Source organism: Lysinibacillus sp. NPDC056959 (assembly GCF_042674095.1).
Taxonomy (GTDB): domain Bacteria; phylum Bacillota; class Bacilli; order Bacillales_A; family Planococcaceae; genus Lysinibacillus; species Lysinibacillus zambalensis.
Genome location: NZ_JBHURE010000004.1, coordinates 130,375 through 156,486 on the forward strand (window position 1 = coordinate 130,375; position 26,112 = coordinate 156,486).

Consider the following 26,112-nt stretch of genomic DNA (forward strand, 5'->3'; position numbering starts at 1 on the left):
GCGCAAAAAAATACTACAGGGCTTTTCGTTCTTATGCGAAAAGTCCTGTTATTTTTGTTTTTTGGGTGAAAAACTAATTTTTTGGTTATAATCATGAATGAATACAGTTGCGTAGCGGTTTTCTATGTGTTAATCTTTTTACAGAATTGGTTCATGACCCTTTGAGAGGAGGTGAATGGTGTGAATAAAACAGAATTAGTAAACTCTGTTGCTGAAGCTGCAGGTCTTTCTAAAAAAGACGCTTCTAAAGCAGTTGAAGCTGTATTTGATACAATTCAAGATGCTCTTGCAAAGGGTGACAAAGTACAATTAATTGGTTTTGGTAACTTTGAAGTACGTGAACGTGCGGCTCGTAAAGGTCGTAACCCACAAACTGGTAAAGAAATCGAAATCGCTGCTAGCAAAGTACCTGCTTTCAAACCAGGTAAAGCGCTTAAAGATGCTGTAAAATAATACACGTCTAGTAGTTACATAGAGCAGTCTTCATGTATACGAACATGGAGGCTGCTCTTTTTAACTTATTTCAGCGAGTGTTGCATAGATAACTGTACATAGAAAGATCACATAAACGTCAGTGTAAGCAATATAGATTTCCTATGCACAATTTAGGTCTATCGATGAAAGTCGAGATCTATTTTTTGAAACGTGTAGATATATTTAGTAAGTTGGGGTGGAGATAGGGCATCTCCTTAGAGGATCACTGTCACTGGAACGCAAGCGAGTAGGGGGGCGAATGCAAAAATCATCATATTTGTCATGACCTTTCGCAGAAAAAAACTGTCAGCACGACCCCTCGAGAAAGAAGCGCCCTGTCGGAATGGTCAATCTGACGTCATTGTGATGAGCTGAAATTTACAAAATATACTACTAATTAGTAAGTGTGAAGTAGCGATTTTGATTATATCGTGTTGAATTTCTTTTGAATCAAGTAAGTCATTTTGCGCTTACCTTTTGGATATGCTACGATGCATAAGGAAATGTGTAATGTATTGATACGCAGGAGGGTTTTTACGGATGTCGAATGTTGATTTATTGAAAATAGAAGAAGCAGTAAAAATGATATTAGAGGCGGTAGGCGAAGATGTAAATCGTGAAGGTTTACTCGATACACCAAAACGTGTAGCAAAAATGTATGCAGAAATGTTTAGTGGCTTACATGAAGACGCAAAAGATTATTTTAAAACAGTGTTTCATGAAGACCATGAGGAATTAGTACTTGTAAAGGACATTCCGTTTTATTCGATGTGTGAGCATCATCTAGTGCCTTTTTACGGAAAAGCGCATGTCGCATACATACCAAACGATGGCATTGTTGCTGGATTAAGTAAATTAGGACGCGCAGTAGAAACTATTGCTCGTCGTCCGCAATTACAAGAACGTATTACCTCTTCAGTGGCAGAGACAATTATGGAAATGCTCTCTCCGAAAGGTGTTTATGTAGTGGTTGAGGCAGAGCATATGTGCATGACGATGCGAGGGCTTAAGAAGCCTGGATCTAAAACTGTGACATCGGTTGCACGTGGTATTTACGAAGAAGATGAAATAAAACGTAGAGAAGTTTTATCATTTATTCAAATGTCTTAATATGCATGTCTAATTATGTTATGATGGACTAAGAATTTGTCGGATTTAAGGAGTGTAAAGACAATGTCACAAGATTATATTGTTATTCAAGCAGAAGAAGATGGCGTGCATGTAATCGGTTTAACTCGAGGTACAGATACAAAGTTCCATCATTCTGAGAAATTAGATGCAGGCGAAGTTATGATTGCTCAATTTACTGAACATACATCTGCAGTGAAAATTCGTGGGAAAGCACAGATTCATACAGCTCATGGTGTTATAAATAGCGAAGCGAAAAAGTAATGAAGAACAATGACATGCAGAAGTGCTTTAAAAATGGATTTGTGTTGATCGCAAATTAGTGATGCACATATAAATCGACTAAATGTGTAAAACTGTTTTTAACTTCTTTCAGCAATTGTCTTTATGTAGCGTAAGCATCAGTGCAACGGCAGGTACAGAAACGTTAGAGCTTTCGGATGTCATGGAATCGGAATGGTTCAATAAAGGTTGTTAGCCCTAAGATCATCGTATTCATGTGATAACGGCTAACTGACCTGTGGTATTACTGAAATGATCGACATCGTGTTGGACCTCGTGCAGGACTAAGCACAAAGCCGATTCTGGAATCGATTATGCCGAGGTATGTTTGATTGGGGAAGCTCTACTGCCTGTCATGTTGAATAAAGCAAAAAATTTTTATTCCGAATCGTCGCGTGTGCTATAATGACTCAGTAAGCAAGCGTTAGATCCATGAAGTGGCTAACGTATTTGAAAGTGAAATGGAGTAAGGTCTATGAATGCAACATACATTCAAAATTCAATTGCACAATTAAAAACAGAGATTTTCATGGATGTTCGTCATAGAACTTTGCAAAAATACACAGGAGTGCCTGTGCTCGATGAAAATCAATTATTTTACTTGTTAGTTCCCTTTTTGAATGGTGAAGAGTGGCAACAAGAGGAAAGAGAAGCTGCAATCACGGTTGGGATTGTGTACGCAGCTTTAGCGGCGCACGATCATATTAAAGAATTAAATGCCACATCAAAAGAGCAGCAGCTAACCGTTTTAGCTGGGGACTTTTATAGTGGTCGTTATTATGAGATTTTAGCGAAGTCGGGAAATGTCGCATTGATTAGAAATTTGTCGCAAGGAATTGTGCAACGTTGTGAACACCAAATTAAAGTATATGAGGCAGAAAAACGAACACTTGAACAATGGTATGCCTCAATAACTAACATTGAATCGGGATTAATCTCAAAATTTTTTGAGCTCTATTCGTTTGGTAACTATATTCCAATTGTGGAAAAGAGCTTATTAATCTTGCGTTTAGAAAGAGAATGGGCGACTTATCAACGTGGACAAGTAACGGTAATGAGTAGGGTTCTTGAAGAAAGTGCGAGATATGCTGGAGTGACCTATGGCAACGTTATACAGGATAGAATTGTGCAATTAAAAACAGAGCTGTTACAGGTGATAGAAGAGGCATCATTTTTACAAGGTGATGTAAAACAAGCTCTACAAGCGCATGTAGAGGCATCCATTGCTTCTACTAATGGATAAGAGAGGTTTTTTGAAATGGCTAAAACGAAAGAAGAGCACGTGCACGAAGTATTTGAAAGTATTTCGCAAAGCTATGACAAAATGAATGGTGTTATTAGCTTCCAGATGCATGTGGGCTGGCGCAATGATACGATGAAGCGTATGGCAGTAAAACCTGGAGCGAAAGCACTGGATGTTTGCTGTGGTACGGCAGATTGGACAATTGCATTAGCTGAGGCAGTTGGTGAAAGCGGAGAAGTAAAAGGGGTAGACTTCAGTAAAAACATGCTGAAGGCTGGTGAGCAAAAAGTAAAGCCATACCCACAAATTGAACTAATACATGGAAATGCTATGGAATTACCTTTCCCAGATGATACATTTGATTATGTAACAATTGGTTTTGGGCTTCGCAATGTACCAGATTATTTACAAGTTTTAAAGGAAATGAATCGTGTTGTAAAACCTGGAGGAATGGTTGTTTGTTTAGAAACATCTCAATCTGAAATTCCCGGCTATCGACAATTATTCCGTTTTTATTTTAAATATATAATGCCGGTATTTGGTAAAATATTTGCGAAAAGCTATAAAGAATATTCTTGGTTACAGGAATCAGCAAATGATTTCCCAGGTATGAAGAAGTTAGCGGCAATGTTTGAACAGGCAGGTTTAGAAAAAGTAACGTACAAAGCATACAGTGGCGGTGCTGCGGCAATGCATATGGGCTTTAAAAAGGTACGTTAATGGGGGAAGGTTTTCACAAGTGGAAAAGATGAAGTTAAAACTACTCTATTCCGATTTGAAATCAGATATCGAAATCATTGAAAAAGAATTAGAAAGAGCAGTGAACTCTTCTTCAGGTTTGATCAATGATGCTTCTCTCCATTTATTGCAAGCTGGTGGTAAACGGATACGACCAATTTTTGTGTTGCTTGGCGCGAAATTTGGCGACTATAATATCGAAAAGATGAAGGATGTAGCCGTGCCAGTAGAGCTTATTCATATGGCATCACTTGTGCATGATGATGTAATTGATGATTCCAATATGCGAAGAGGACGCCCGACTGTCAAATCACAATGGAATAATAGAGTTGCAATGTACACGGGCGATTTTATTTTTGCGCGTGCACTTGAATATATTACAAAGCTTGAAGACCCATTAGTTCATCAAATTTTAGCACGTACGATGGTGGAAATTTGTAACGGTGAAGTCATTCAAATCGAAGATAAATTTAGATTAGATCAAGGCTTAAAGGATTATTTTAGACGAATCAAACGCAAGACGGCATTACTAATTTCTTCTAGTTGTGAACTTGGTGCAGTAGCAGCAGGTGTCGATCCCAAAACAGTGAGACATTTGAAACGCTTCGGCTATTTTGTAGGCATGAGCTTCCAAATTATCGATGATGTTTTAGATATAATGGCAACAGATAAAGAATTAGGGAAGCCAGCCGGTAGTGATTTATTGCAGGGGAATATTACATTACCGATTCTACTGTTAAAAGATGATCCTGGAATGCAACCTTATTTGGCAAAAGTATTTGCAGGTACTTTGACAGAGGTAGAACGTCAAAATATGTTACGCTATGTGCGTAAATCCGAAGCGATTGAGCAAGCTAATAAAATGAGTGATAAATATTTGAAAAAGGCATTACAGGAAATAGATGCATTACCAAAACATCCCGTCAAGAAAAAACTACGAGATGTCGCTTTATTTATGGGTAAGCGTAAATTCTAGCTTTTTGTTGTACAAAGCCCGATTTTTTGTTAATATTTATCGGTAGGTGTAAAACCTGTTATACGAATTTAAGGAGTGTTTTAAACATGGCAATCGAACAAACTTTTTTAATGGTTAAGCCTGATGGCGTAGAACGTCAAGTAGTAGGAGATATCGTAGATCGTTTTGAACGTCGCGGTTTTGTATTGAAAGGTGCTAAATTAATGGTAATTCCTACAGAATTAGCAGAAAAGCACTACGCTGAGCATGCTGAGCGTCCATTCTTTGGTGAATTAGTTGATTTCATCACTTCTGGTCCTGTTTTCGCTATGGTATGGGAAGGCGAAAACGTAATTAAGCTTGCTCGTACAATGATGGGAGCAACTAAACCTGAAGAATCTAACCCAGGTACAATCCGTGGTGACTATGCAACAACTGTTTCTCACAACATCATTCACGGTTCTGACTCACTTGCTTCTGCTGAGCGTGAAATCGGCTTATTCTTCGGTGAAGATTTAGCTTAATTTCTTTCAGCGTTTATCTCCGACTTAGTGAGATGACAATTATGCTAAGGCATAGTTGAATTTGCAAATAGATTAAGCAATCTCAATTCAATTTGAGATTGCTTTTTTTATTGCTCTGAAAATGGAGTGCGGTTACTTAATAAATAGAAGCCTATAACAAAAAATAGACCTATAAAATCAGTGGTGGAAATTTTCTAAATACATATAGAATTGTTAAATACTTCTTAGTCATGTAAAATAAAAGATGTAATATTCTGATAATTATAGTTTTTGAATAGCTTAATAATCAAGAATATATTTCATAGCATCTAAATACATTGGATGATAGGAAATGAGAGAATTGACAGCGCAAAGGGGTTTTTTTATGAGAGAAGTGGTAATTGTATCAGCAGTTCGTACAGCAGTTGGCAGAAGTAAAGGGGCATTAAGCAATGTTCGTGCAGATGACTTAGCGGCTGATGTACTGCAAGAAGTGGTACAACGAGCGGGGATCAATAAGGGTCAGGTGGAAGATGTTATTTTTGGCTGTGTGACGCAAACTGCTGAACAGGGAGCAAATATAGCCCGTACGGCCCTATTAATGGCAGGTTTTCCAGAGAGTGTACCAGGTGTGACAATTGATCGTCAATGTGGTTCAAGTCAGCAGGCTGTTCATTTCGCTGCACAGGCTATATTAGCAGGCGATATGGACATTGTTATCGCTGGTGGAGTTGAAAGCATGACGAGGGTGTCAATGGGTTCTAACATGAAGGGTGCCCACGCGGGTAAACGATTACAAGACAATTATACAATTATTCATCAAGGGTTATCAGCCGAAAAAATAGCGGAAAAATGGAACTTGTCGAGGGAGCAGCTCAATAACTTTGCTTACAATAGTCATAGACGAGCATTAGGTGCAATTGAGGCAGGCCATTTTAAAAAGGAAATACTGCCTGTCCAAGTTACGGAAGAAGACGGCACGGTGAAAACATTTTCTGTTGATGAGGGACCACGGGTAGAAACGACAGTTGATAAATTAAATGGATTAAAAACCGTTTTCCAAGAAGATGGTGTGATAACAGCCGGTAATGCAAGTCAAATGAGTGATGGTGCCTCCGCTGTAGTTATTATGTCTTTAGAAAAGGCGGAAGAGCTTGGCATCCGACCGCTTGCAAAAATTGTTACAAGAGTTGTAGTTGGCTCAGATCCGACGTTAATGCTAACTGGTCCAATTGAGGCTACTAGACAAGCGCTAGAACGTTCAGGTCTTACGATCGAGGAAATTGACACGTATGAAGTAAATGAAGCTTTTGCGCCAGTACCACTTGTTTGGTTGCGTGAAATTGGAGCAGATCCAAATAAGTTAAATCCAGATGGTGGAGCAATTGCTTTAGGGCATCCACTAGGAGCGACGGGCACAAAACTGTTAACAACGATGCTATACAGAATGGAACGAGAAAATTTACAGTATGGCTTACTTGCAATTTGTGAAGGTATGGGAATGGCGAACGCTACTATCATTGAAAAAATGTAAAAGGGGTTGTGTTTGATGAATGAAGTGAAAGCGGTTGTAACAGGGGGAGCATCTGGTTTAGGAGAGGCGACTGTCCGTAGAATTGTTGCTAACGGTGGCAAAGCAGTTATTTTTGATCTTAATGACGAGCGAGGACATGCACTAGTAGAGGAGTTAGGGGAGAATGTTCAATATGCACGCGTTGATGTGACAAAAGAAGCTGATGTAGCGGCAGGGCTTGAGCAAGCAGTAGCAACATTGGGCTCCATTAATGTCACAGTGAATTGTGCCGGAATTGCTGATGCAAGTAAAGTACTTTCAAAGCGTGGTGTGCATGCACTAGGTTTATTTGAAAAGGTGATTTCTGTCAATTTAATTGGTACGTTTAATGTGATTCGTCTAGCAGCCGAGAAGATGCAACTGAATGAGCAAAACGAGGATGGTCAGCGCGGTGTTATTATTAATACTGCATCTGTGGCGGCGTTTGATGGGCAAATAGGACAAGCAGCATATAGTGCCTCAAAGGGTGGTGTGGCAGCAATGACGTTGCCGATTGCTCGAGAGCTTGCTGAAATCGGTGTACGTGTCATGACGATTGCTCCAGGATTAATAGAAACACCAATGTTTGCGTCGCTGCCAGAGCCAGCAAGAACAGCACTTGCTCAAATGACGCCTTTCCCTAAACGACTTGGAAAACCAACAGAATATGCGTTGCTGGTCGAAAGTATTATCCAAAATGGTTTATTAAATGGTGAAGTCATCCGCTTGGACGGCGCGATTCGTTTGCAGCCAAGGTAAGAGGGATTATAAAGGTGATTGATTCCTGCTAGTAGCTTTCGTGAAAAGGTGCTTGTCTACGGATAGTGAGGCGAAGAATTAGCTTATTTCGACAGTAATTATTGGTAGCAGCAGAAGCCTTGGGCGATTCAAAAATTATATAAACAAAGGGGAGCGTTGTTATGCATATGATGGATACACCTTTATTATTAACAAGTTTTTTGGATCGAGCAGAACGATTTTTCCATTCGAAAAAAATATATTCGCGGACAAGCCCTACAACAATTCACGAGTTTACTTATAAAGAATATGTAAAACGAACTCGTAAACTAGCAGATGCCCTTACAAAGCTGGGAATGGAGAGAGGGATGAAGGTAGGAACCTTCGCTTGGAATCACCACCGTCATTTAGAAGCATATTTTGCAGTGCCATGCGCAGGAGCCGTATTGCATATGATTAATATTCGATTAGCGCCTGAGCATATTGCTTATGTTATTAATCACGCAGAAGATGAAATATTACTAATTGATGATAACTTAGTTCCACTTATTGCACCAATTGTCTCTCAGCTTAAAACAGTCAAGCACTTTATCGTAATGGGAGATGATATTGTGCTAGAAAATATCTCGCTACCAAATGCTCTGTCTTATGAGGTATTAGTCGATGAGGCGAATGAAGACTTTAAATTCCCAAATGATTTAGATGAAAATACACCTGCTGGTATGTGTTACACAAGCGCAACTACAGGAATGCCAAAGGGTGTTGTGTATACTCATCGTAGTATTGTCCTCCATACTATGGCAGCAGGACTTTCTGATAGTATAGCTATTAGCGAGACAGACGTTGTATTACCTGTTGTACCAATGTTCCATGCGAATGCGTGGGGATTTCCGTTTGCTGGTGTATTATTTGGTGCTACACAGGTGCTCCCTGGGCCAATGTTTACACCACAGCTATTACTTGATTTATTTGAAAGATATAAGGTAACGCTGACTGCAGGAGTACCTACAATTTGGCTTGGGCTATTACAGGAGCAACGTAAAAATCCTCGTGATTTGTCATCAATACGGTTGATTGTTTGTGGTGGTTCAGCGTCGCCGAACGGTCTAGTTCGTGGTTTTGAAGAGGAGCTTAAAATTCCTTATATGACGGGCTACGGTATGACCGAGACATCGCCACTTGTTAGTATATCGACGTATTTAACGCATATGCAAGATTATTCTTTGGATGAGAAAATGGATGTTCGTACTACGCAGGGAATAACAGTGCCACTCATTGAAACACGTGTAGTCAATGAAAACGGTGAAGTACCTTGGGACGGCAAAACAATGGGTGAATTGACAATTAGGGGTCCATGGATTGCTGCTGAGTATTATAACGATGAACGAACAAATGAAGCCTTTAAAGATGGTTGGCTCTACACTGGTGATATTGCTGTAGTGACAGTAGATGGTTATATTAAAATTACAGATCGTACGAAAGATTTAATAAAAAGTGGTGGAGAATGGATTTCTTCGGTAGACCTTGAAAATGCCTTGATGTCAAATCCTAAAGTGTTGGAGGCAGCTGTTATAGCTATTCCTCACGAAAAATGGATAGAACGACCTCTAGCGTGTGTTGTATCGAAGCCTGAATTTAAAGATTCCATTACGAAATCAGAGCTATTAGAAGATTTACAATCGCAATTCCATAAAACATGGATTCCTGATGATGTTGTATTTTTAAATGAGATACCTAAAACTTCTGTAGGAAAGTTCATGAAGGTAAAATTGCGAGAAGATTTAAAAGATTATCGTGTAGAGGTTTAAGAGGCAAAAATTTTGAAGGTGGTGACTGACTACCTTCATTTTTTTTATTTAAAATATAAGAACATTTCCATAGCGTGGGATAATATCCCTTTCGACAATGCGTTATCCAAGAACATGATACAACTAATGGAATATTTTTTCTATAATAGTGAAAGAATGAAAAGAAAAGTGAAACTATTTTTTCCATTTTACCGTATAATCATTATTAATGAGAGGATGTGGACGTATTGTCAATTGCAATAGTTGCTATTATTGGTGGAGTAGTTATTTGTTTAGCAGGGATTTTTACTGATGCTCATACAAGAAAGGAAAAAATTAGATTAAAGGCTATTGAGAAAGAAACGGAGTTAGAGAAGCTTCGATTAGAAACGTATACGATGGAAACAGAAAAATTACGTCTAGAATTAGAGCAATCCAAAGTGTTATTATTAGAGGAAAAACAAAACTCAACTAAGTAACTTGGATTACATGTGAAAGAGTATTTCAGGAATGGCACTTTTCCGCTATAATGGAAATACGACGCTAGAGGGGAAGAAGACCGGATGTCTGATTATGAACAGTTTATAGAAGGTATAAAGCGCAAAACAGGAATAGATTTAGCGCTATATAAAGAAGCGCAAATGAAAAGACGATTAACATCTCTGTATGAGAAAAAAGGATATCGTAATTTTGTGGCCTTTCTAAAGGCACTTGAACAAGATCGTGATTTAATGAATGAGTTTTTAGATCGCATGACGATCAATGTTTCCGAATTTTATCGCAATGGGAAGCGTTGGGAAGTGTTACAGAAAAAAATATTTCCGAAATTACTGCAATCTAATAAGCGTTTAAAAATTTGGAGTGCTGCTTGTTCAACAGGTGAAGAACCTTATTCTTTAGTTATGGTATTATCTCAGCTAATGCCATTATCTCAAATTCAAATTATTGCTACTGATTTAGATGAGAATGTCATTCAAAAGGCGAAATTAGGTGTGTATCCAGAGCGCTCATTAGTAGAAGTGCCGAGTGATATTAAAGCAAAGTGTTTCGAGCAAGAAGGTTCCTTTTATAGGGTCAAGGATGAGATTAAACGTTGTGTGACGTTTAAGAAGCATAATCTACTAAATGACAATTACGATTCTAATTATGATTTAATTGTTTGCCGCAATGTGATGATTTATTTTACTGAAGAAGCGAAGGATCAAATTTATACGAATTTTAGTAAAGCATTGCGCAAGGATGGGGTTTTATTTGTTGGATCTACTGAGCAAATTTTTAACCCATCTCGTTATGAGTTTGAAGTCGAGGATACATTCTTCTATAGAAGGACCTAGTTAATAATATGAGAAAAGCATTCGTACAGAAGATAGTAAAAATAGCATGTACATATTTTTAAAAAGCTTTAGACATAGATGAATCGTACGCTTTTCGCTTTGCCATAAGCAAAAAGCGTATTTTTTTTATTAGTTATCATAAAAGCATGGTTGGTGAAAATTAATAATTAGTGGAGATTTTTTCTATGTACATCGTTCAGAATATTCTAATTTAAAAATGGATGAAGTTGCTGGGTAATTCGGAATTTACAAACAATTGAAACGAGTCTTGTAAGACATTTGCAAAAGGACTGTTTTTTTAGAGAATATATGTTATAGTGAAAAATACATACTTTAGCGAGTTGAAGGGAGAAAGCGTTTATGCGTTACTTAACAGCGGGAGAGTCACATGGCCCCCAATTAACAACAATTATTGAAGGTTTACCATCGCTCTTACCAATTACAGCAGAAAAAATTAACCACGATTTAAAGCGTCGTCAAGGAGGACATGGGCGAGGTCGCCGTATGCAAATCGAAACGGATACCGTAGATATCGTTGCTGGTGTTCGTCATGGACAAACACTTGGTTCTCCCGTAGCGCTAGTAGTCACGAATGATGACTGGAAGCACTGGACAAAAATTATGGGAGCAGAACCATTAGCAGAAGATGTGAATCCTGAAGATATTAAACGTCAAATTTCACGTCCTCGTCCAGGACATGCAGATTTAGTAGGAGGCATGAAATACGGACACCGTGATTTACGTAATGTGTTAGAGCGTTCTTCAGCGCGTGAGACAACAGTTCGTGTAGCTGTAGGTTCTGTTGCAAAAGCGCTTTTGAATGAATTAGGTATTTCCATTGTGGCACATGTAACAGAAATCATAGGTATTAAAGCAGACACTTCCTTAGTAGAAGGGAAATCAGCAGATGAAATTCGTGCCATTGTTGAAGCTGATCCTTGCTATTGCGTTGATCCAGAGGCTTCCGCAAAAATGGTGGCAGCAATCGATGAAGCGAAAAAAGCAGGAGACTCAATTGGTGGTGTTGTTGAAGTCATTGTAGAAGGAATGCCAGCCGGTGTCGGTTCTTATGTTCATTATGACCGAAAGCTAGATTCGAAATTAGCAGCTGCCATGTTATCTATCAATGCATTTAAAGGTGTTGAATTTGGAATAGGATTTGAAATGGCACGCCGTAAAGGCTCTGAAGTCCATGATGAAATTATTTGGTCAGAGGAAGAAGGTTATACACGTGCAACGAATCGACTTGGCGGCTTAGAAGGTGGAATGTCTACTGGAATGCCAATTGTTGTACGTGGTGTAATGAAGCCAATTCCTACATTATATAAACCGTTACAAAGTGTTGATATTGAAACGAAAGAGCCATTTAAAGCTAGTGTAGAACGCTCTGATAGCTGTGCGGTACCAGCAGCATCAGTTGTTGCTGAGCACGTTATTGCCTGGGAAATAGCGAATGCGATTGTAGAACAATTCCATAGCGATCAATTACCTCAACTAAAAGCTCAAATCGACGAACAACGTCGATCTACAAAGGGGTTCTAATTTATGCGAGTACCAGTAGCGACGAAATCACATCAATATGAGGTTGTCATTGGTCATAATTTTTTGGCAGAAGCAGTAAAAGAATTCGATGATCAGCTTCAAAAAGCCGATAAACTCATTGTTTTTACAGATGCTAATGTGTGGGCATCGCAAGGAGATTATTTCAAGGCTAATTTCCCTTATCATTTTGAGGTCTTTGTCTTACCAAGTGGTGAGGCATGTAAAACCTTCGAACAATACTTTGCAGCACAAACGTTTTTACTTGAACAAAAATGCTCACGTAAATCATTTGTTTTTGCATTTGGTGGGGGTGCTGTAGGTGATTTAACTGGCTTTGTTGCTGCCACATATATGCGTGGGGTGCCGTTTGTTCAAATTCCAACAACGATTTTAGCACATGACTCAGCGGTAGGCGGTAAGACAGCTATTAACCATCCACTAGGTAAGAATATGATTGGTGCGTTTTATCAACCTGAGGGAGTCATTTACGATACTATATTTATCGACAGCTTACCTGAGCGTGAAGTACGTTCAGGAACAGCAGAAGTGATCAAGCATGCGATGATTTCGAATGCAGCGTGGTTAGAGGAATTAATGGCTGTAGAGACAGTTATTCATTTCAGCACAGAAGAATTAGCAAAGCAGCTTAGAAAAGGAATTGAAGTAAAAGCGCAAATAGTAGCAGAGGACGAAACCGAGCAATCCGTAAGGAAATTTTTAAACTTAGGTCATACTTATGGTCATGCCATTGAAGCGGCAGCTGGTTATGGAAAAGTAGCGCATGGCGAGGCTGTAATGATTGGGCTCGTGTATTGTTTATTATTAAGTGAAAGATATGGGAAATTAGACCGTAACTTCACTACAGCATTTTTGCATTTTGCAGTGAAGAATGGCTATCCATTTGACTCGGTGAAAATGTATACTTTTGACCAGTTAACAGAATATTTAATGAAAGATAAGAAAGCGGAGTATGGTATTTTACAATTTGTGTTATTGGATGAAATTGGTAAACCTTTCGTACAACCAATTGATTTAGCAGAATGCAGAGAAGTAGACACCGAATTCCGACAGCTATTAGCGGAGGTGCTTGTATGATTCGTGGACTTAGAGGAGCAATTACAATTGAATCTGACAGGCCAGAGCTTGTATGGGATGAGACAGCAAGATTAGTGCGTGAAGTAGTAACAGCAAATAATGTGGAAGTAGATGATATTGCTTCCATACTAATTTCCACAACACCTGATATTACGTCAGCATTTCCTGCACGTGCTGTACGGTTAATGGACGGATGGCAATATGTACCTGTTATGTGTACGCATGAAATGGACGTGCCGAACGCATTGCCACTTTGTATTCGTGTATTAATACATGCGAATGTAGAAGTGGCACAAAAAGATGTAAAACACTTGTATCTCAATGATGCGGTGAAATTAAGACCAGATTTAGCCCAAGCTAAATAATTAGAGGAGATGTTTAAGATGAAATGGAAACAACAACTGGACGGTATGCAAGCATATAAGCCTGGAAAACCAATTGAAGAAGTACAACGAGAATATGGCTTACAAGAAGTCGTAAAATTAGCATCTAATGAAAACCCATTTGGGTGCTCACCTAAGGTAACTGCTTATTTACAAAATAATTCAGTAAATCATGCTATCTATCCAGACGGCTATGCGCAAAATTTACGTACAGCTGTTGCAAATTATCTAGGTGTCAAAGAAACACAGCTTCTTTTTGGTAACGGCTCTGACGATATCATTGCGATTATTACTCGTGCATTGTTGTATCCAGGTGTAAACACAGTGATGGCAGACCCATCCTTCTCTCAATACTGGCACAATGCTGCAATAGAAGGCGCGGAGGTACGTAAAATTCCTTGTATCGAAGGTACACATGACCTAGCAGCAATGATAGCGGCAATTGATGAAAACACATCGGTCGTTTGGGTTTGTAGTCCAAATAATCCAACAGGTGTTGTGATACCAGATGTTGAATTACGAGCATTTTTAGCTAAAGTACCAAGTGATGTGCTAGTAGTATTAGATGAAGCTTACATCGAATACGTAACACATCCTGGTCACAAAGATACTCTACCTATTATTGACGAGTTTCCAAATGTACTATTGTTGCGTACATTCTCAAAAGCATATGGTCTTGCTTCTTTCCGAGTTGGTTATGCAATTGGGCAACCAGACGTGATTGCTAAACTAGATCCCGTAAGATCGCCATTTAATAATACAATTCTAAGTCAAGCGGTTGCGACAATCGCTTTAAGTGATCAAGATTTTATAAAGGCTTGCCGAGAAGCAAATGAAAAAGGTAAAAAACAATATGTTGAATTTTGTGAAAAGCATAATTTGCAATACTTCCCGTCTGATACGAACTTTATTTTCTTTAATACGAATGCCGATAGCGATGTTGTTTTCAATGAGCTAATGAAACGAGGCTTTATCATCCGTAGTGGAAATGCGTTAGGATTACCTGGGTTTATCCGCGTGACAATCGGAACAGTGGCTCAAAATGAAGCGTTGCTAGGTCACCTTGAAAACGTCCTAAAAGAGCAAGGAGTTTTTGCATGACGACCCGTAAAGTGCTCGTTATTGGGCTAGGCCTCATTGGAGGCTCAATTGCCCTAGCGTTACAAAAGGCACCCGAGACAAAAATTATTGGCTATGATATGGATGAGAAAACACGTGAACATGCGAAAACGTTAAATATTGTGCATGATATTGTGACAGATCCAAAAGAAGTGGCGGACGACGTAGATGTTATCATTTTTGGAACTCCCGTTAACGCAACACTTGAATGGATGGAACAATTAAAAACATGGCCGTTGAAAAATAAAGTAATCGTAACAGATACAGGTAGTACAAAAAAGAGGATTATGCAAAAGGCTGGGGAACTACGTGAGTTAGGCATTACCTTTATTGGAGGACATCCAATGGCAGGCTCACATAAAAGCGGTGTTTTAGCTGCAAAGGCTCACCTTTTTGAAAATGCGTATTATATGCTAACACCGCTTGCCGGTGAAGAAATTGTCCATATGGCACAGCTTGAAAGCTTATTAAAGTTTACACATGCAAAGGTTGTAAGTGTATCTGCTCGTGAACATGATCATATGACAGCTGTAGTAAGTCACTTCCCGCATGTAGTTGCTGCTTCTCTTGTGCACCAGTTGGGCGAAGAAAATGGTGAGTATCCGATGACGCGTTCACTTGCTGCAGGGGGCTTCCGTGATGTAACGCGTATTGCGTCATCCAATCCGATTTTATGGCGAGATATTACATTGCAAAATCGAGATGAGCTTATTGCACAGCTAGATGGCTGGGAAAAGGAAATGAGTCGTGTTAAGGAGCTCCTTTTAAATGGTAGCTCGGAGGACATTGAAAAATACTTTGCAGTTGCCAAAGAGCTAAGAGATGAATTACCGATTAGTGCTGGAGCAATGTTTACATCATTTGACTTATATGTTGATGTTCCTGACTATCCGGGTGTTATTTCTGAGGTGACAGGCTTACTTGCAGATGAAGCGATTAGTATTACGAATTTACGTATCGTAGAGTCACGGGAGGACGTGTTCGGAATCCTTGTTATTAGCTTACAAAGCGAAAGTGACCGTGAACGAGCAGCAGCGTGTATACAAAAGCGTGCTAAATATGAAACATATATTTCATAGGCAGACTAGAAAAGCTTAATAAGAAATGCATTTTTTAAAGAAAGCGTCGAAATTAAGGCGCTTTCTATCTTCATATTGGGGGAAGAAAACGATGAGTGAAAAAGTATTACAATATGATAAACCTTCCTTACAAGGGACTTTAATGATTCCAGGTGATAAATCTGTTTCTCACCGTTCCATTATGTTTGGAGCGATTGCAACGGGTAAAACGACAGTTGACGGCTTTTTATTAGGGGAGGATTGTTTGAGTACAATTGATTGCTTCCGAAAGCTTGGTGTGAAGATTGACGTGGAAGGAACAAATGTATCTATCGACAGTCCAGGTATAGAGGGGTGGCAAGAGCCCACAGAAGTACTATACACAGGAAACTCTGGTACGACGACGCGTTTGATGTTAGGGATTCTAGCAGGGTCTAATGTACATTCAGTAATGACAGGGGATGCGTCCATTGGAAAACGACCAATGCGCCGTGTTATTGATCCGTTACGTCAAATGGGTGCACACATTACTGGAAGGACAAATGGACAATATACACCATTAGCTATTCAAGGTACAACATTACAAGCTATTGATTACAACATGCCTGTTGCGAGTGCTCAGGTGAAGTCAGCTATTTTACTTGCCGGTTTACGTGCTGAAGGTACTACAATTGTGCGAGAAACGGAAGTATCTCGAGATCATACTGAGAGAATGCTACGTCAATTTGGTGCACAGGTTGACGAGGTGGATGGTGTTATTGCATTACAAGGAGGGCAAACTTTAACAGGGACGCATGTATCTGTACCAGGTGATATTTCATCAGCGGCCTTTTTCTTAGTAGCAGGAGCTATTTGTGAAGGTAGTAAAATAACGCTAGAAAATGTCGGAATTAATCCAACACGAGATGGTATCATCGAAGTGCTTCATAATATGGGCGCTTCGATAACAGTTATGCCGAATGAAGATAGCCAATCAGAGCCGACAGCAACAATTACAATAGAAACGTCAGCATTAACAGGAACTACAATTGAGGGAGATATTATTCCTCGTCTTATCGATGAAATTCCGATTCTTGCTTTATTAGCAACGCAGGCGAACGGCAAAACAATTATTAAAGATGCCGAGGAGTTAAAAGTGAAGGAAACAGATCGGATAACGGCTGTAGTGGATGAATTGAAAAAACTAGGTGCTTCTATTGAAGCGACTGAGGATGGAGTGATTATTGAAGGACCAACTCCAATACGTGGTGCTCGCCTTAAAACTTACGGTGATCATCGTATAGGCATGATGGGCGCTGTTGCTGCACTAATAACAGATGGTTCTGTAACTTTAGATGATGCAGAATGTATTGCAGTTTCTTATCCATCGTTTTTCGAGCACATAGAGGAAGTAAAGTAAAGTCTATCTTTATTCAGCAGAAGACTCCTACCTCTGACTGTGGTGGGATGATTGCGGTTGAGGTTTCTTTTCAGTGGATGTACCAAACGCCTACTGAAATGTAGGAACTCAGTCTTAAGCATGCCACGTTCTGTGCCAATACCGAAATGGCAGACATCGTGTTGGCCATCGTGTGCAGACCTGGGCACAATTCAAAATCTGGACGAAATTACGCCAATGCGAAATTAATCCTGACTCTCCAAGTCTTTTGGGGAGTTTTTTCTTGTTTCGAAAGAAAATGTTTTGTAGCATAAAGATATAAATGAAAGAATAGGTGAATGACTGTGAACAATGCGATGACTGAAATGATGCAAGCACTTGAACAAGGAGACTTAGCATTAATTGAACAGCTACTTGAATCATTTTTAACGAAGGAGCTACCTGAGGAAATTTATACGCTAGCAGAAATGTTTATGCAGTATGGGTATATGAAGGAAGCTGACCGTGTACTGGAGCATTTACAATTTTTATTCCCAGAAGAGGCACAGTTGAAAATTGATCGTGCAAACGTCTTAATGGAGCTTGGCGCTGAAGATGAAGCGCTAGATTTTTTATTAGAAATAGAAGAGACATCTCCAGAATATCCCCAAGCGTTATTAGTATTAGCGGATTATTATCAAATGCAAGGATTATTCGAAGTAGCAGAAATGCGTATTAATGAGGCCCTATCTATATTACCAGACGAGCCATTATTACAATTTGCTAAAGCGGAGCTTTTATTTGAAACGGGTCGTTTTTTAGAGGCTGCGAGACTATATGAAGAATTATATGAACAACAAGTTGAATTTGCAGGGATAAGTCTTGTTGAAAGACTTGCTGAAGTGTATCGTGCTGGAGCTGCCTATGAAACGGCTTTAGATTACTATTTAAAAGCACTTGACGCTGAAATAAAGCCAGATGTTTTATTTGGAGCTGCATATTCGGCCTTTCAATCACAAAAATATGAGATGGCCATTAAACAATTAGAAGAATTAAAAGAATTAGACCCTGATTATTTTTCTGCCTATTTATTGCTTGCTGAAAGCTATGCCATGACGGAGGACAATAAAAAAGCTTATGCTGCCATTCTAGAAGGATTAAAGCGTGATGAATATGATAAGTCCTTATATTTATTTGCAGGTAAAATGGCTTTAAAAACTGGTTTGCCAGATGAGGGTGAACAACATCTACGTGAAGCTATTGCCTTAGATCCTGAATACATGGAGGCAGTATTGGCATTAATCTCTGTGTTGGCACAGCAAGAGCGTCATGAGGATGTAATAGAATTATTTGAAGAGTTGCAAAAAAATGATTTTGAATGGAGCACATTATACCCATTTGCTGCGGTTGCATTTGAAAATTTAGAATTGTACGACCGTGCATACGAATTTTACCGTTTGGCATATAATGATTTTAAGGAAGACGCAGCATTTTTAGAAAAATATGTTTATTTCTTGTTAGAAGAAGGAAAGCGTTCAGAAGCAAAAGAAGTACTTGGCCAATTAATAACTATTCAACCTGGTGAACTAGAGTGGCAAGAGAAGTTAGAAACCTTAGAATTTGAGTAAAGGAGGGAGTGGGTATGACTGCTTCTGTATCAGTTGTCGATAAAAAAGCATTTGTTAGATGGTTTTTAAAGAATTATCAATTGAAACGTCGTGAGTGTGTATGGATTTTGAATTACTTATTAAGCAACGATGAGTTATTAAAACGAATTCGATTTGTTGAAGAAGCTCATTATTGCCCTAGAGCAATGGTAATGTCAACAGTTGACTCAACAGGTGTGCCATTTCGTTTCTACAAAGGTAATGTAATGACAGCAGATGCTGAGAAATCTTTTCATGATTTACGCTTACATGAACATGAAGATATGTATATACAATTGAATTTTCCTAATGTACCTCCAAGTGCACAATACTTAGCAGTTCTTGAAGAAAACCCTTATATGCCGGAAGCACTGATTGTCAGTGAAAAAGATCGCTTACTGGCAGAAGAGCTGCTTTCCAACAGCTTACTCGTATTCCAAGAAGAAAAATTACTCGCACAAATTGATGAAGCTCTCGATCAAGGAGATGAAGAGCGGTTTTATGAATTGTCTAATTTGTTACAAGCTCTAAAGGAAACAGCTAATTTACATTAGTTATAGGCAAAAATTGAATGTCCTTTATCTACCTCAATATGATAACATAACAAGTGAATGATTGTTTTCACTTTTTATTGGTTATCCTATTGAAGAGTGGAGAAGGGCATTTTTTTATTTTCATAACGCAATTACGTTATATGTAACATGAGGAGGTTTGTGAGATGTATTTTAATGCAAGCGATGTGACATCGTTTATGGCACAGAAGGAATTTATCGATACAGCAATTGTTCCACTCGTAACCGTCGATTTATCTCCTGAAAAAATGAAACAGAGTGGTACAGAGGCAGATTTTTTGTTATCGCTTACATCTTTTATTGAACAACAGTTTAAAGGCCGTCTATTACTGATGCCACCATTTTCGTATAGTGCAACATTAAAAAGCGAAGATATGCCGAAGCAATTAGAGGCACAATTACATAATGCTGGTTTTAAGCATGTGTTCTTCATTACTTGTGACCATTTTTGGACAAATATTGGAGAGGAAGTAAATGTTGTTTGGCTACCAGCGATTCCGTTAGAAAGTATGGATAAAGGTGTGAAAAACTCTATTCTTGAAGATCAATTGCGACAAGTTATTCCGATGTTTTCGACCAAATGGGCACAGATTTAACAATTTGTTTCAATAAATGTTCACATTCTCCAGCTTTCCACAGAATGCTATATTGACCAAGCTATGGAGTTGATATATCATAGATATGTCCTAGTATTACTATTTGTAAAAGAATGTCCGTTGGACTGACCTTTAAGTTAGAGGGGGGAAAAAAATGAGTAATAATCGAGTTTCACGTCGTCAATTCCTAAGCTATACACTAACTGGTGTAGGTGGCTTTATGGCGGCAGGTATGCTGATGCCGATGCTTCGTTTTGCAATTGACCCAGTACTACAAAAACATACTGGTGGGGACTTTATAAAGACAGAGCATAAAATCGCTGATATTACTAAAGAACCTATTAAAGTTGACTTAAAATTTGAGCAAGTTGATGCATGGTACAAATCAGAAGTAACAAACGTAGCATGGGTTTTCAAAGAAGGCGATCAAATCGTTGCGTTATCTCCTGTTTGTAAGCACTTAGGTTGTATGGTGAACTGGGGAGAAGATTCTGCACACCCAGATCAATTCTTCTGTCCTTGTCATGCTGGACGTTACGAGAAGAATGGTAAAAACGTACCAGGAACACCACCAACAGGTCCGTTGGATGAATATGAAGTTAAAGAAGAAGATGGTTACTTATTGCTTGGTCCAACTAAAGCAAATACTCTAGTTAAGTAAGGGGGTACAAAACAGTGCTAAATAAAATTTATGATTGGGTCGATGAACGCTTAGATATTACACCTATTTGGCGTGATATTGCCGACCACGAAGTGCCAGAGCACGTGAACCCTGCACATCATTTTTCAGCATTCGTTTACTGTTTCGGTGGATTAACTTTCTTCATCACGGTAATTCAAATACTATCAGGTATGTTTTTAACAATGTATTACGTACCAGACGTAGTGAATGCATGGAAATCAGTTTATTATTTACAAAACGAAGTAGCATTTGGTGAAATCGTACGCGGTATGCACCACTGGGGGGCTTCATTAGTAATCGTAATGATGTTCTTACATACACTTCGTGTATTCTTCACAGGTTCTTATAAGAAACCTCGTGAATTAAACTGGATGGTTGGTGTAGGTATTTTTGGTGTAATGATGGGTCTTGGTTTTACAGGATACTTATTACCATGGGATATGAAAGCATTATTCGCTACAAAAGTAGGTATCGAAATTGCTGCATCTGTACCGTTTATCGGTGAATGGATTAAAATCTTATTAGCGGGTGACTCAACTATTCTTGGTGCTCAAACGTTAACACGATTCTTTGCGATTCATGTATTCTTCTTACCTGCAGTATTGTTTGGGTTACTTGCAGCACACTTTATCATGATTCGTCGTCAAGGAATTTCAGGGCCGTTGTAATAGTTCTTGACGGTTCGATGATTTTTTAAAGGAGGGGACATAATGCATCGCGGAAAAGGAATGAAATTTGTTGGTGATTCTCGTATTAAAGCGAATCACAAAATGCCGAACGTTCCAAAGGATTATTCCGAATATCCAGGTAAGACGGAAGCTTTCTGGCCGAACTTCTTACTAAAAGAATGGATGGTTGGTGCTGTATTTTTAATAGCTTATTTACTATTAACAGTTGCACATCCATCACCTCTTGAAGGACCAGCTGATCCAACAAGAGCATACGTGCCATTACCGGACTGGTACTTCTTATTCATGTATCAATTATTAAAATACTCATATGCTTCAGGTCCATATAACGTTATTGGAGCAATTGTAATTCCAGGTCTTGCATTTGGAGCGCTATTATTAATGCCATTTTTAGATAAAAGTCCAGAACGTCGTCCATCTAAACGCCCATTACCAACAGCGTTTATGTTATTGACATTGGCTGCTATGTTCTACTTAACTTGGGAGTCAGTTGTTAACCATGACTGGGAAGCTCAAAAAGCTATGGGTGCAATTGTAGAAGAGGTTGAGGTTGATATTGATGAATCTCTACCAGGATTTGCAATTTGGAACGGTGACACTGGTGAACAAGCTAAAACTTGTATCGGTTGTCATGCTGCTGACTTAAAAGGTGGCCCAGCTGCTCCAGCATTAGTTGGTAATAAACTAACAGCTGAAGAAGTAGAAGAGATTATCCACAACGGTCGTGGCAATATGCCAGCTGGTGCTTTCGCTGGTACAGATGAAGAAGCGAAGCAATTAGCTGAATTTATTGCGAGCTTAAAGGCTAAGGAATAAGCTTTGTTTTAAAAGAGTCAGGAAACTGGCTCTTTTTTTCTAGTCTAATAATGTGACTGTTACAGCTTCAAAAAAGTTCCCGTACAATATATTATTGCGACAATAATATTTGTTAGGATATACATAATGCAAGTATTCAACATTGAAAGAACATGGCAAATTAAAGACTATTTAATACATAATAACAGATAAAAAAGGCATCTTAGTAAAGACAGAAGAAAAAGGAGTTTTAATTATGCAAATTACACGTGCAAACGTCTGGTACCTCCTTACACATAAGTCATTTTTAATACTTTTACTTATTATCAATCTATTAGGAACTATTTACGGTTATTATTGGTACGGGTGGCAGCTTGCTATAACGGAACCAATTTTTTATATTTTTGTTCCGGATAGTCCGACAGCCAGCTTATTCTTTTGCTTTGTATTGTTAGCTTGGATTTTGGGGAAAAAATGGCCTCTAATGGAAGTACTAGCACTGATAACATTAGTAAAGTATGGAATTTGGGCTGATGTGATGAATATTTGGACGTTGATTGAAACTGGATCTATTGATTGGCAAGGCTGGATGCTTGTAGGCTCGCATTTTATGATGGCCTTCCAAGCAGTACTATACATTGGTAAATATGTTTTTTCATATTGGCATATTGCCGTGGCAGCCGTATGGACATTGCATAATGATGTGATTGATTATGTATTTGGCCAAATGCCGATGTACCGTGATTTAGCTGATTACACAAGCTATATTGGCTATTTTACTTTTTGGTTATCGGTCGCATGCATTTTTTTAGCGATTTTTTCAATTAGGTGGCGCAAATATTTGCCGAATTAAGTAATTGATTATAGAATTATAGTATCGAGATAGAAAGGGGTTAGAAAATTGTCAACAACCATGTATATTGTTTATTTTGCAATAATAATGCTACTGCCGCTTTACGCACAGATGAAAGTAAAGGGCACGTATAATAAGTTTGCAAAAGAACGTACAATGAAGGGACAAACCGGTGCAGAGATAGCGCGTACGATTTTAGATGCAAACGGCTTATATGATGTACGAGTTGTTCCAACACAAGGTGTGTTATCTGATCATTATAATCCGGCGACAAAAACGGTTGCTTTATCGGAAAGTAACTTCTACGAAGCAAGCATTGCTGGAGCTGCAGTTGCTGCCCACGAAGTTGGCCATGCCATCCAGCATAAAGAAGCTTATTCAATGCTAACATTACGTAGTAAGCTAGTGCCGGTTGCAAATATTTCATCAAATATGTCTTGGATATTTGTTATGATTGGTATTTTTGCAAGTAGTACAAATATGTTACTTTTAGGTATCATATTATTGGCAGCAGGTGTGGTTTTCCAATTAGTAACATTGCCAGTAGAGTTTGATGCATCAAAGCGTGCGTTAGTACAAATGAATTCCCTAGGTATTATTACAAATGAAGAAGAGCGTCCAGCGCGTAAAGTGTTAAGCGCTGCAGCATTAACATATGTTGCCGCAGCAGCAGTAGCTGTATTAGAATTATTACGTTTAGTATTAATCTTTACAAATATGCGAAGTGACGACTAATTAAAGAACTTGTTGTAGTGGTATTTCACTATAGCAAGTTTTTTAATCCGTCAAACTGTAATATGAAAAAAAAAGCCTACCTCAACGAATGTTTTTATTCGAGAGAGTAGGCAAATTGTTCATTTTAATGGAGTGGTTGTTTTTGGTCGTCGAGCGTGAAGCCTTCTCCTGCCACATCTCGTACTTCTATTATTGATACGAAAGCGTGAGGATCGACGTCATAAACAATAGATTTTAAACGTACAACTTCATTGCGACCAATGACACAATAAATAACTTCTTTTTGTTGTTTCGTAAAATGGCCATGGCCTTCAAGTATAGTAATGCCGCGTTCCATTCGTAATGCAATCATGTCAGCAATGGCGCTAGATTTTTCAGATATAATAAGTGCTCCACGTGCTGCATATGCTCCTTCTTGAACAAAATCAATAACGCGCGCGCCAACAAATACCGCGACAAGGGTATACATCATAGAGCGTGCATCTAAAAACGTTATCCATGAAAGTGTAATGACAATTGCGTCAAAGATGAACATCGTTTTACCCATACTCCAGCCAAAATATTTATGCCCAAGGCGAGCTAAAATATCTACACCGCCAGTTGTACCACCGAAGCGAAAGACGATCCCGAGTCCTAGTCCAACAAAAACCCCTGCAAAAAGTGCAACAAGTAGTAAATCATCCTCTAAATGAATAGTAAATTGATACTTTTGGAAAATTTTTAGGAAAACTGAAACAGATAAAGTTCCAACGAGCGTATAAATAAATGATTTTTTCCCAAGTAAACGATAACCAATAATAAACATAGGAATGTTTAATAGTAAATTCATGAAGGCAGGGTCCCAGCCTAGAGTAAAATAAAGTATGAGTGTAATCCCACTTAGGCCACCTTCACCAAGTTGATTTTGCATGTTGAAGTGGACGAAGCCGAAGCTAAAAATTGCAGCTCCGAGCATTATTGCGATGATATTGATGACTTTGATCTGTTTTAGCATATGACCTCCTGTAGTCCCAAACAATTGAAGTTGTGCTATCTATTATCTGACATTTTATTGTTTTTGACAACAATGGTGTAAATTTTATACGATGGTAAGTAGGAGTGTGATTTAAATGACTGAAAAAGTAACAATGCAAGCTTTACAGCAGCGTGTGGATGATTATATAGGACAATTTAAGGAAGGTTATTTCCCACCATTTGAGTTATTGGCTCGTCTAACTGAGGAACTTGGTGAATTGTCTCGCGAGGTACAGGACGTTTACGGGCAAAAGAAGAAAAAGAGTACAGAGGATGCTAACAGCATTGAAGAAGAATTAGGTGACTTTTTCTTTGTCTTAGTTTGCTTTGCAAATGCACAAGGCATTAAATTAGATGAAGCACTTTTACGCGTTATACATAAATTTGAAACAAGGGATAAAGATCGCTGGACTAGAAAGGATGAAGAATAATGTCAATTCGTGTAGCTATTGCAGGACCTAGGGGGAAGATGGGGGCTGAGGCTGTACATACGGTCATGAAGCATGACAAAATGGAATTAGTAGCTGTACTAGATTATAAGGAAGTAGGAAAAACATTAGCTGATTTGGAGATGTTTCCAACAAGTTATACTGCTCCAATCTTTACAGACATGTCAGAGCTTGTAGAGGCAACTTCACCAGATGTATTAGTTGATTTAACAAACCCTCATGCAGTATATAAACATACTAAAGAAGCCTTGCATTTAAATGTACGCCCTGTAATTGGTACAACGGGCTTTACAGATGAACAACTAGTGGAATTATCAGCAATGGCTAAAGAAAAAGAGCTTGGCTGCATTATTGCTCCGAACTTTGCGATAGGGGCAATCCTTATGATGAAGTTTGCTAAGGAAGCGGCAAAATATTTACCAGATGTTGAAATTATTGAAATGCACCACGATCAAAAGTTAGATGCACCATCTGGAACAGCTGTTAAAACAGCACAAATGATTCAAGAGGTGCGGGCACAAAAAATGCAAGGACATCCAGAGGAAAAAGAAACATTTGAGGGTGCAAGAGGGGCAGAATTGGACGGCATGCGCCTTCATTCTGTTCGTTTACCAGGTTTAGTGGCACACCAACAAGTGTTATTTGGTGGAGACGGACAGCTTTTAACAATTCGTCATGATTCATTAAACCGTAATTCTTTTATGTCTGGTGTAGCATTTTGCGTAGAAGAAGTCATGAAAATGGATCAACTTGTATATGGTTTAGAAAACATCATCTAAAGATTGGGATGGAA

The 26,112-nt window shown here is 38.7% G+C and carries 29 protein-coding genes; 28 read left to right on the forward strand and 1 reads right to left on the reverse strand.

Annotated features, from left to right (window positions below):
- Positions 1-180: 180 nt before the first annotated feature.
- The 26 genes from ACFTQ7_RS06840 to ACFTQ7_RS06965 all read left to right on the forward strand — a co-directional run bounded on the left by ACFTQ7_RS06840 (position 181) and on the right by ACFTQ7_RS06965 (position 23,856).
- Positions 181-453: an HU family DNA-binding protein gene (locus ACFTQ7_RS06840; protein WP_004232618.1), complete on the forward strand. Its 273-nt coding sequence runs from the start codon at positions 181-183 to the stop codon at positions 451-453.
- 561 nt (positions 454-1,014) lie between these two features.
- Positions 1,015-1,584: a GTP cyclohydrolase I FolE gene (gene folE / locus ACFTQ7_RS06845; protein WP_386827865.1), complete on the forward strand. Its 570-nt coding sequence runs from the start codon at positions 1,015-1,017 to the stop codon at positions 1,582-1,584.
- Positions 1,585-1,647: 63 nt separating this feature from the next.
- Complete coding sequence (mtrB, locus tag ACFTQ7_RS06850) at positions 1,648-1,866, forward strand: trp RNA-binding attenuation protein MtrB (RefSeq protein WP_386827866.1); 219 nt, start codon at positions 1,648-1,650, stop codon at positions 1,864-1,866.
- 493 nt (positions 1,867-2,359) lie between these two features.
- A complete protein-coding gene (locus ACFTQ7_RS06855; RefSeq protein ID WP_386827867.1) occupies positions 2,360-3,127 on the forward strand; it encodes a heptaprenyl diphosphate synthase component 1 in 768 nt (255 codons plus the stop codon).
- Positions 3,128-3,142: 15 nt separating this feature from the next.
- Positions 3,143-3,847, forward strand: a complete 705-nt coding sequence (locus ACFTQ7_RS06860; RefSeq protein ID WP_349661185.1) for a demethylmenaquinone methyltransferase — start codon at positions 3,143-3,145, stop codon at positions 3,845-3,847.
- 19 nt (positions 3,848-3,866) lie between these two features.
- A complete protein-coding gene (hepT, locus tag ACFTQ7_RS06865) occupies positions 3,867-4,841 on the forward strand; it encodes a heptaprenyl diphosphate synthase component II (RefSeq protein ID WP_386827868.1) in 975 nt (324 codons plus the stop codon).
- Between the two features lie 86 nt (positions 4,842-4,927).
- Positions 4,928-5,344, forward strand: a complete 417-nt coding sequence (ndk, locus tag ACFTQ7_RS06870) for a nucleoside-diphosphate kinase (RefSeq protein ID WP_376076379.1) — start codon at positions 4,928-4,930, stop codon at positions 5,342-5,344.
- Between the two features lie 364 nt (positions 5,345-5,708).
- On the forward strand, positions 5,709-6,857 hold the full coding sequence (locus ACFTQ7_RS06875) for a thiolase family protein (RefSeq protein WP_386827869.1): 1,149 nt from the start codon (positions 5,709-5,711) through the stop codon (positions 6,855-6,857).
- Between the two features lie 15 nt (positions 6,858-6,872).
- Positions 6,873-7,634: a 3-hydroxyacyl-CoA dehydrogenase gene (locus tag ACFTQ7_RS06880; protein ID WP_386827870.1), complete on the forward strand. Its 762-nt coding sequence runs from the start codon at positions 6,873-6,875 to the stop codon at positions 7,632-7,634.
- A 161-nt stretch (positions 7,635-7,795) separates the two neighbouring features.
- A complete protein-coding gene (locus ACFTQ7_RS06885) occupies positions 7,796-9,421 on the forward strand; it encodes a long-chain fatty acid--CoA ligase (protein ID WP_386827871.1) in 1,626 nt (541 codons plus the stop codon).
- 227 nt (positions 9,422-9,648) lie between these two features.
- Entirely contained in the window at positions 9,649-9,879 is a 231-nt protein-coding gene (locus ACFTQ7_RS06890; RefSeq protein ID WP_386827872.1) for a hypothetical protein, read from the forward strand.
- 84 nt (positions 9,880-9,963) lie between these two features.
- Positions 9,964-10,734, forward strand: a complete 771-nt coding sequence (locus tag ACFTQ7_RS06895; protein WP_386827873.1) for a CheR family methyltransferase — start codon at positions 9,964-9,966, stop codon at positions 10,732-10,734.
- A 360-nt stretch (positions 10,735-11,094) separates the two neighbouring features.
- On the forward strand, positions 11,095-12,276 hold the full coding sequence (aroC, locus tag ACFTQ7_RS06900; RefSeq protein WP_349661192.1) for a chorismate synthase: 1,182 nt from the start codon (positions 11,095-11,097) through the stop codon (positions 12,274-12,276).
- A gap of 3 nt (positions 12,277-12,279) precedes the next feature.
- Positions 12,280-13,371, forward strand: coding sequence for a 3-dehydroquinate synthase (gene aroB / locus ACFTQ7_RS06905; protein ID WP_386827874.1), 1,092 nt, complete (start codon positions 12,280-12,282; stop codon positions 13,369-13,371).
- A complete protein-coding gene (gene aroH / locus ACFTQ7_RS06910) occupies positions 13,368-13,736 on the forward strand; it encodes a chorismate mutase (RefSeq protein ID WP_386827875.1) in 369 nt (122 codons plus the stop codon). The genes aroB and aroH overlap by 4 nt, the downstream gene beginning before the upstream one ends.
- Positions 13,737-13,754: 18 nt before the next feature.
- Positions 13,755-14,855: a histidinol-phosphate transaminase gene (hisC, locus tag ACFTQ7_RS06915; protein WP_386827876.1), complete on the forward strand. Its 1,101-nt coding sequence runs from the start codon at positions 13,755-13,757 to the stop codon at positions 14,853-14,855.
- Positions 14,852-15,952 (forward strand): prephenate dehydrogenase, encoded by a 1,101-nt coding sequence (locus tag ACFTQ7_RS06920; RefSeq protein ID WP_386827877.1) that lies wholly within the window; start codon positions 14,852-14,854, stop codon positions 15,950-15,952. The genes hisC and ACFTQ7_RS06920 overlap by 4 nt, the downstream gene beginning before the upstream one ends.
- Before the next feature lie 91 nt (positions 15,953-16,043).
- The gene (aroA, locus tag ACFTQ7_RS06925) at positions 16,044-17,330 is read left to right on the forward strand and encodes a 3-phosphoshikimate 1-carboxyvinyltransferase (protein WP_386827878.1); all 1,287 of its coding nucleotides are present in this window, start codon (positions 16,044-16,046) and stop codon (positions 17,328-17,330) included.
- Positions 17,331-17,647: 317 nt separating this feature from the next.
- Positions 17,648-18,916, forward strand: a complete 1,269-nt coding sequence (locus tag ACFTQ7_RS06930; RefSeq protein ID WP_386827879.1) for a tetratricopeptide repeat protein — start codon at positions 17,648-17,650, stop codon at positions 18,914-18,916.
- A gap of 14 nt (positions 18,917-18,930) precedes the next feature.
- Positions 18,931-19,488, forward strand: coding sequence for a ReoY family proteolytic degradation factor (locus tag ACFTQ7_RS06935; protein WP_079559925.1), 558 nt, complete (start codon positions 18,931-18,933; stop codon positions 19,486-19,488).
- A 164-nt stretch (positions 19,489-19,652) separates the two neighbouring features.
- On the forward strand, positions 19,653-20,102 hold the full coding sequence (locus tag ACFTQ7_RS06940) for a DUF2487 family protein (RefSeq protein WP_386827880.1): 450 nt from the start codon (positions 19,653-19,655) through the stop codon (positions 20,100-20,102).
- Between the two features lie 154 nt (positions 20,103-20,256).
- On the forward strand, positions 20,257-20,763 hold the full coding sequence (locus ACFTQ7_RS06945; RefSeq protein WP_349661200.1) for a Rieske (2Fe-2S) protein: 507 nt from the start codon (positions 20,257-20,259) through the stop codon (positions 20,761-20,763).
- Positions 20,764-20,777: 14 nt separating this feature from the next.
- Positions 20,778-21,452, forward strand: coding sequence for a menaquinol-cytochrome c reductase cytochrome b subunit (qcrB, locus tag ACFTQ7_RS06950; RefSeq protein WP_049666761.1), 675 nt, complete (start codon positions 20,778-20,780; stop codon positions 21,450-21,452).
- Positions 21,453-21,494: 42 nt separating this feature from the next.
- Positions 21,495-22,289, forward strand: coding sequence for a menaquinol-cytochrome c reductase cytochrome b/c subunit (locus tag ACFTQ7_RS06955; RefSeq protein WP_349661201.1), 795 nt, complete (start codon positions 21,495-21,497; stop codon positions 22,287-22,289).
- Between the two features lie 235 nt (positions 22,290-22,524).
- A complete protein-coding gene (lhaT, locus tag ACFTQ7_RS06960) occupies positions 22,525-23,121 on the forward strand; it encodes a lipoprotein heptaprenylglyceryl N-acetyltransferase LhaT (protein ID WP_386827881.1) in 597 nt (198 codons plus the stop codon).
- A gap of 60 nt (positions 23,122-23,181) precedes the next feature.
- Positions 23,182-23,856, forward strand: a complete 675-nt coding sequence (locus tag ACFTQ7_RS06965) for a zinc metallopeptidase (protein ID WP_197141491.1) — start codon at positions 23,182-23,184, stop codon at positions 23,854-23,856.
- Positions 23,857-23,980: 124 nt separating this feature from the next.
- On the opposite strand, the gene ACFTQ7_RS06970 is transcribed toward ACFTQ7_RS06965, so the two are convergent.
- Entirely contained in the window at positions 23,981-24,850 is an 870-nt protein-coding gene (locus ACFTQ7_RS06970) for a YitT family protein (RefSeq protein ID WP_349661203.1), read from the reverse strand.
- A 115-nt stretch (positions 24,851-24,965) separates the two neighbouring features.
- Here ACFTQ7_RS06970 and ACFTQ7_RS06975 point away from each other — a divergent pair, with 115 nt between their 5' ends.
- A complete protein-coding gene (locus ACFTQ7_RS06975; RefSeq protein ID WP_349661204.1) occupies positions 24,966-25,301 on the forward strand; it encodes a nucleotide pyrophosphohydrolase in 336 nt (111 codons plus the stop codon).
- On the forward strand, positions 25,301-26,098 hold the full coding sequence (gene dapB, locus ACFTQ7_RS06980; RefSeq protein ID WP_386827882.1) for a 4-hydroxy-tetrahydrodipicolinate reductase: 798 nt from the start codon (positions 25,301-25,303) through the stop codon (positions 26,096-26,098). The genes ACFTQ7_RS06975 and dapB overlap by 1 nt, the downstream gene beginning before the upstream one ends.
- Positions 26,099-26,112: the final 14 nt, after the last annotated feature.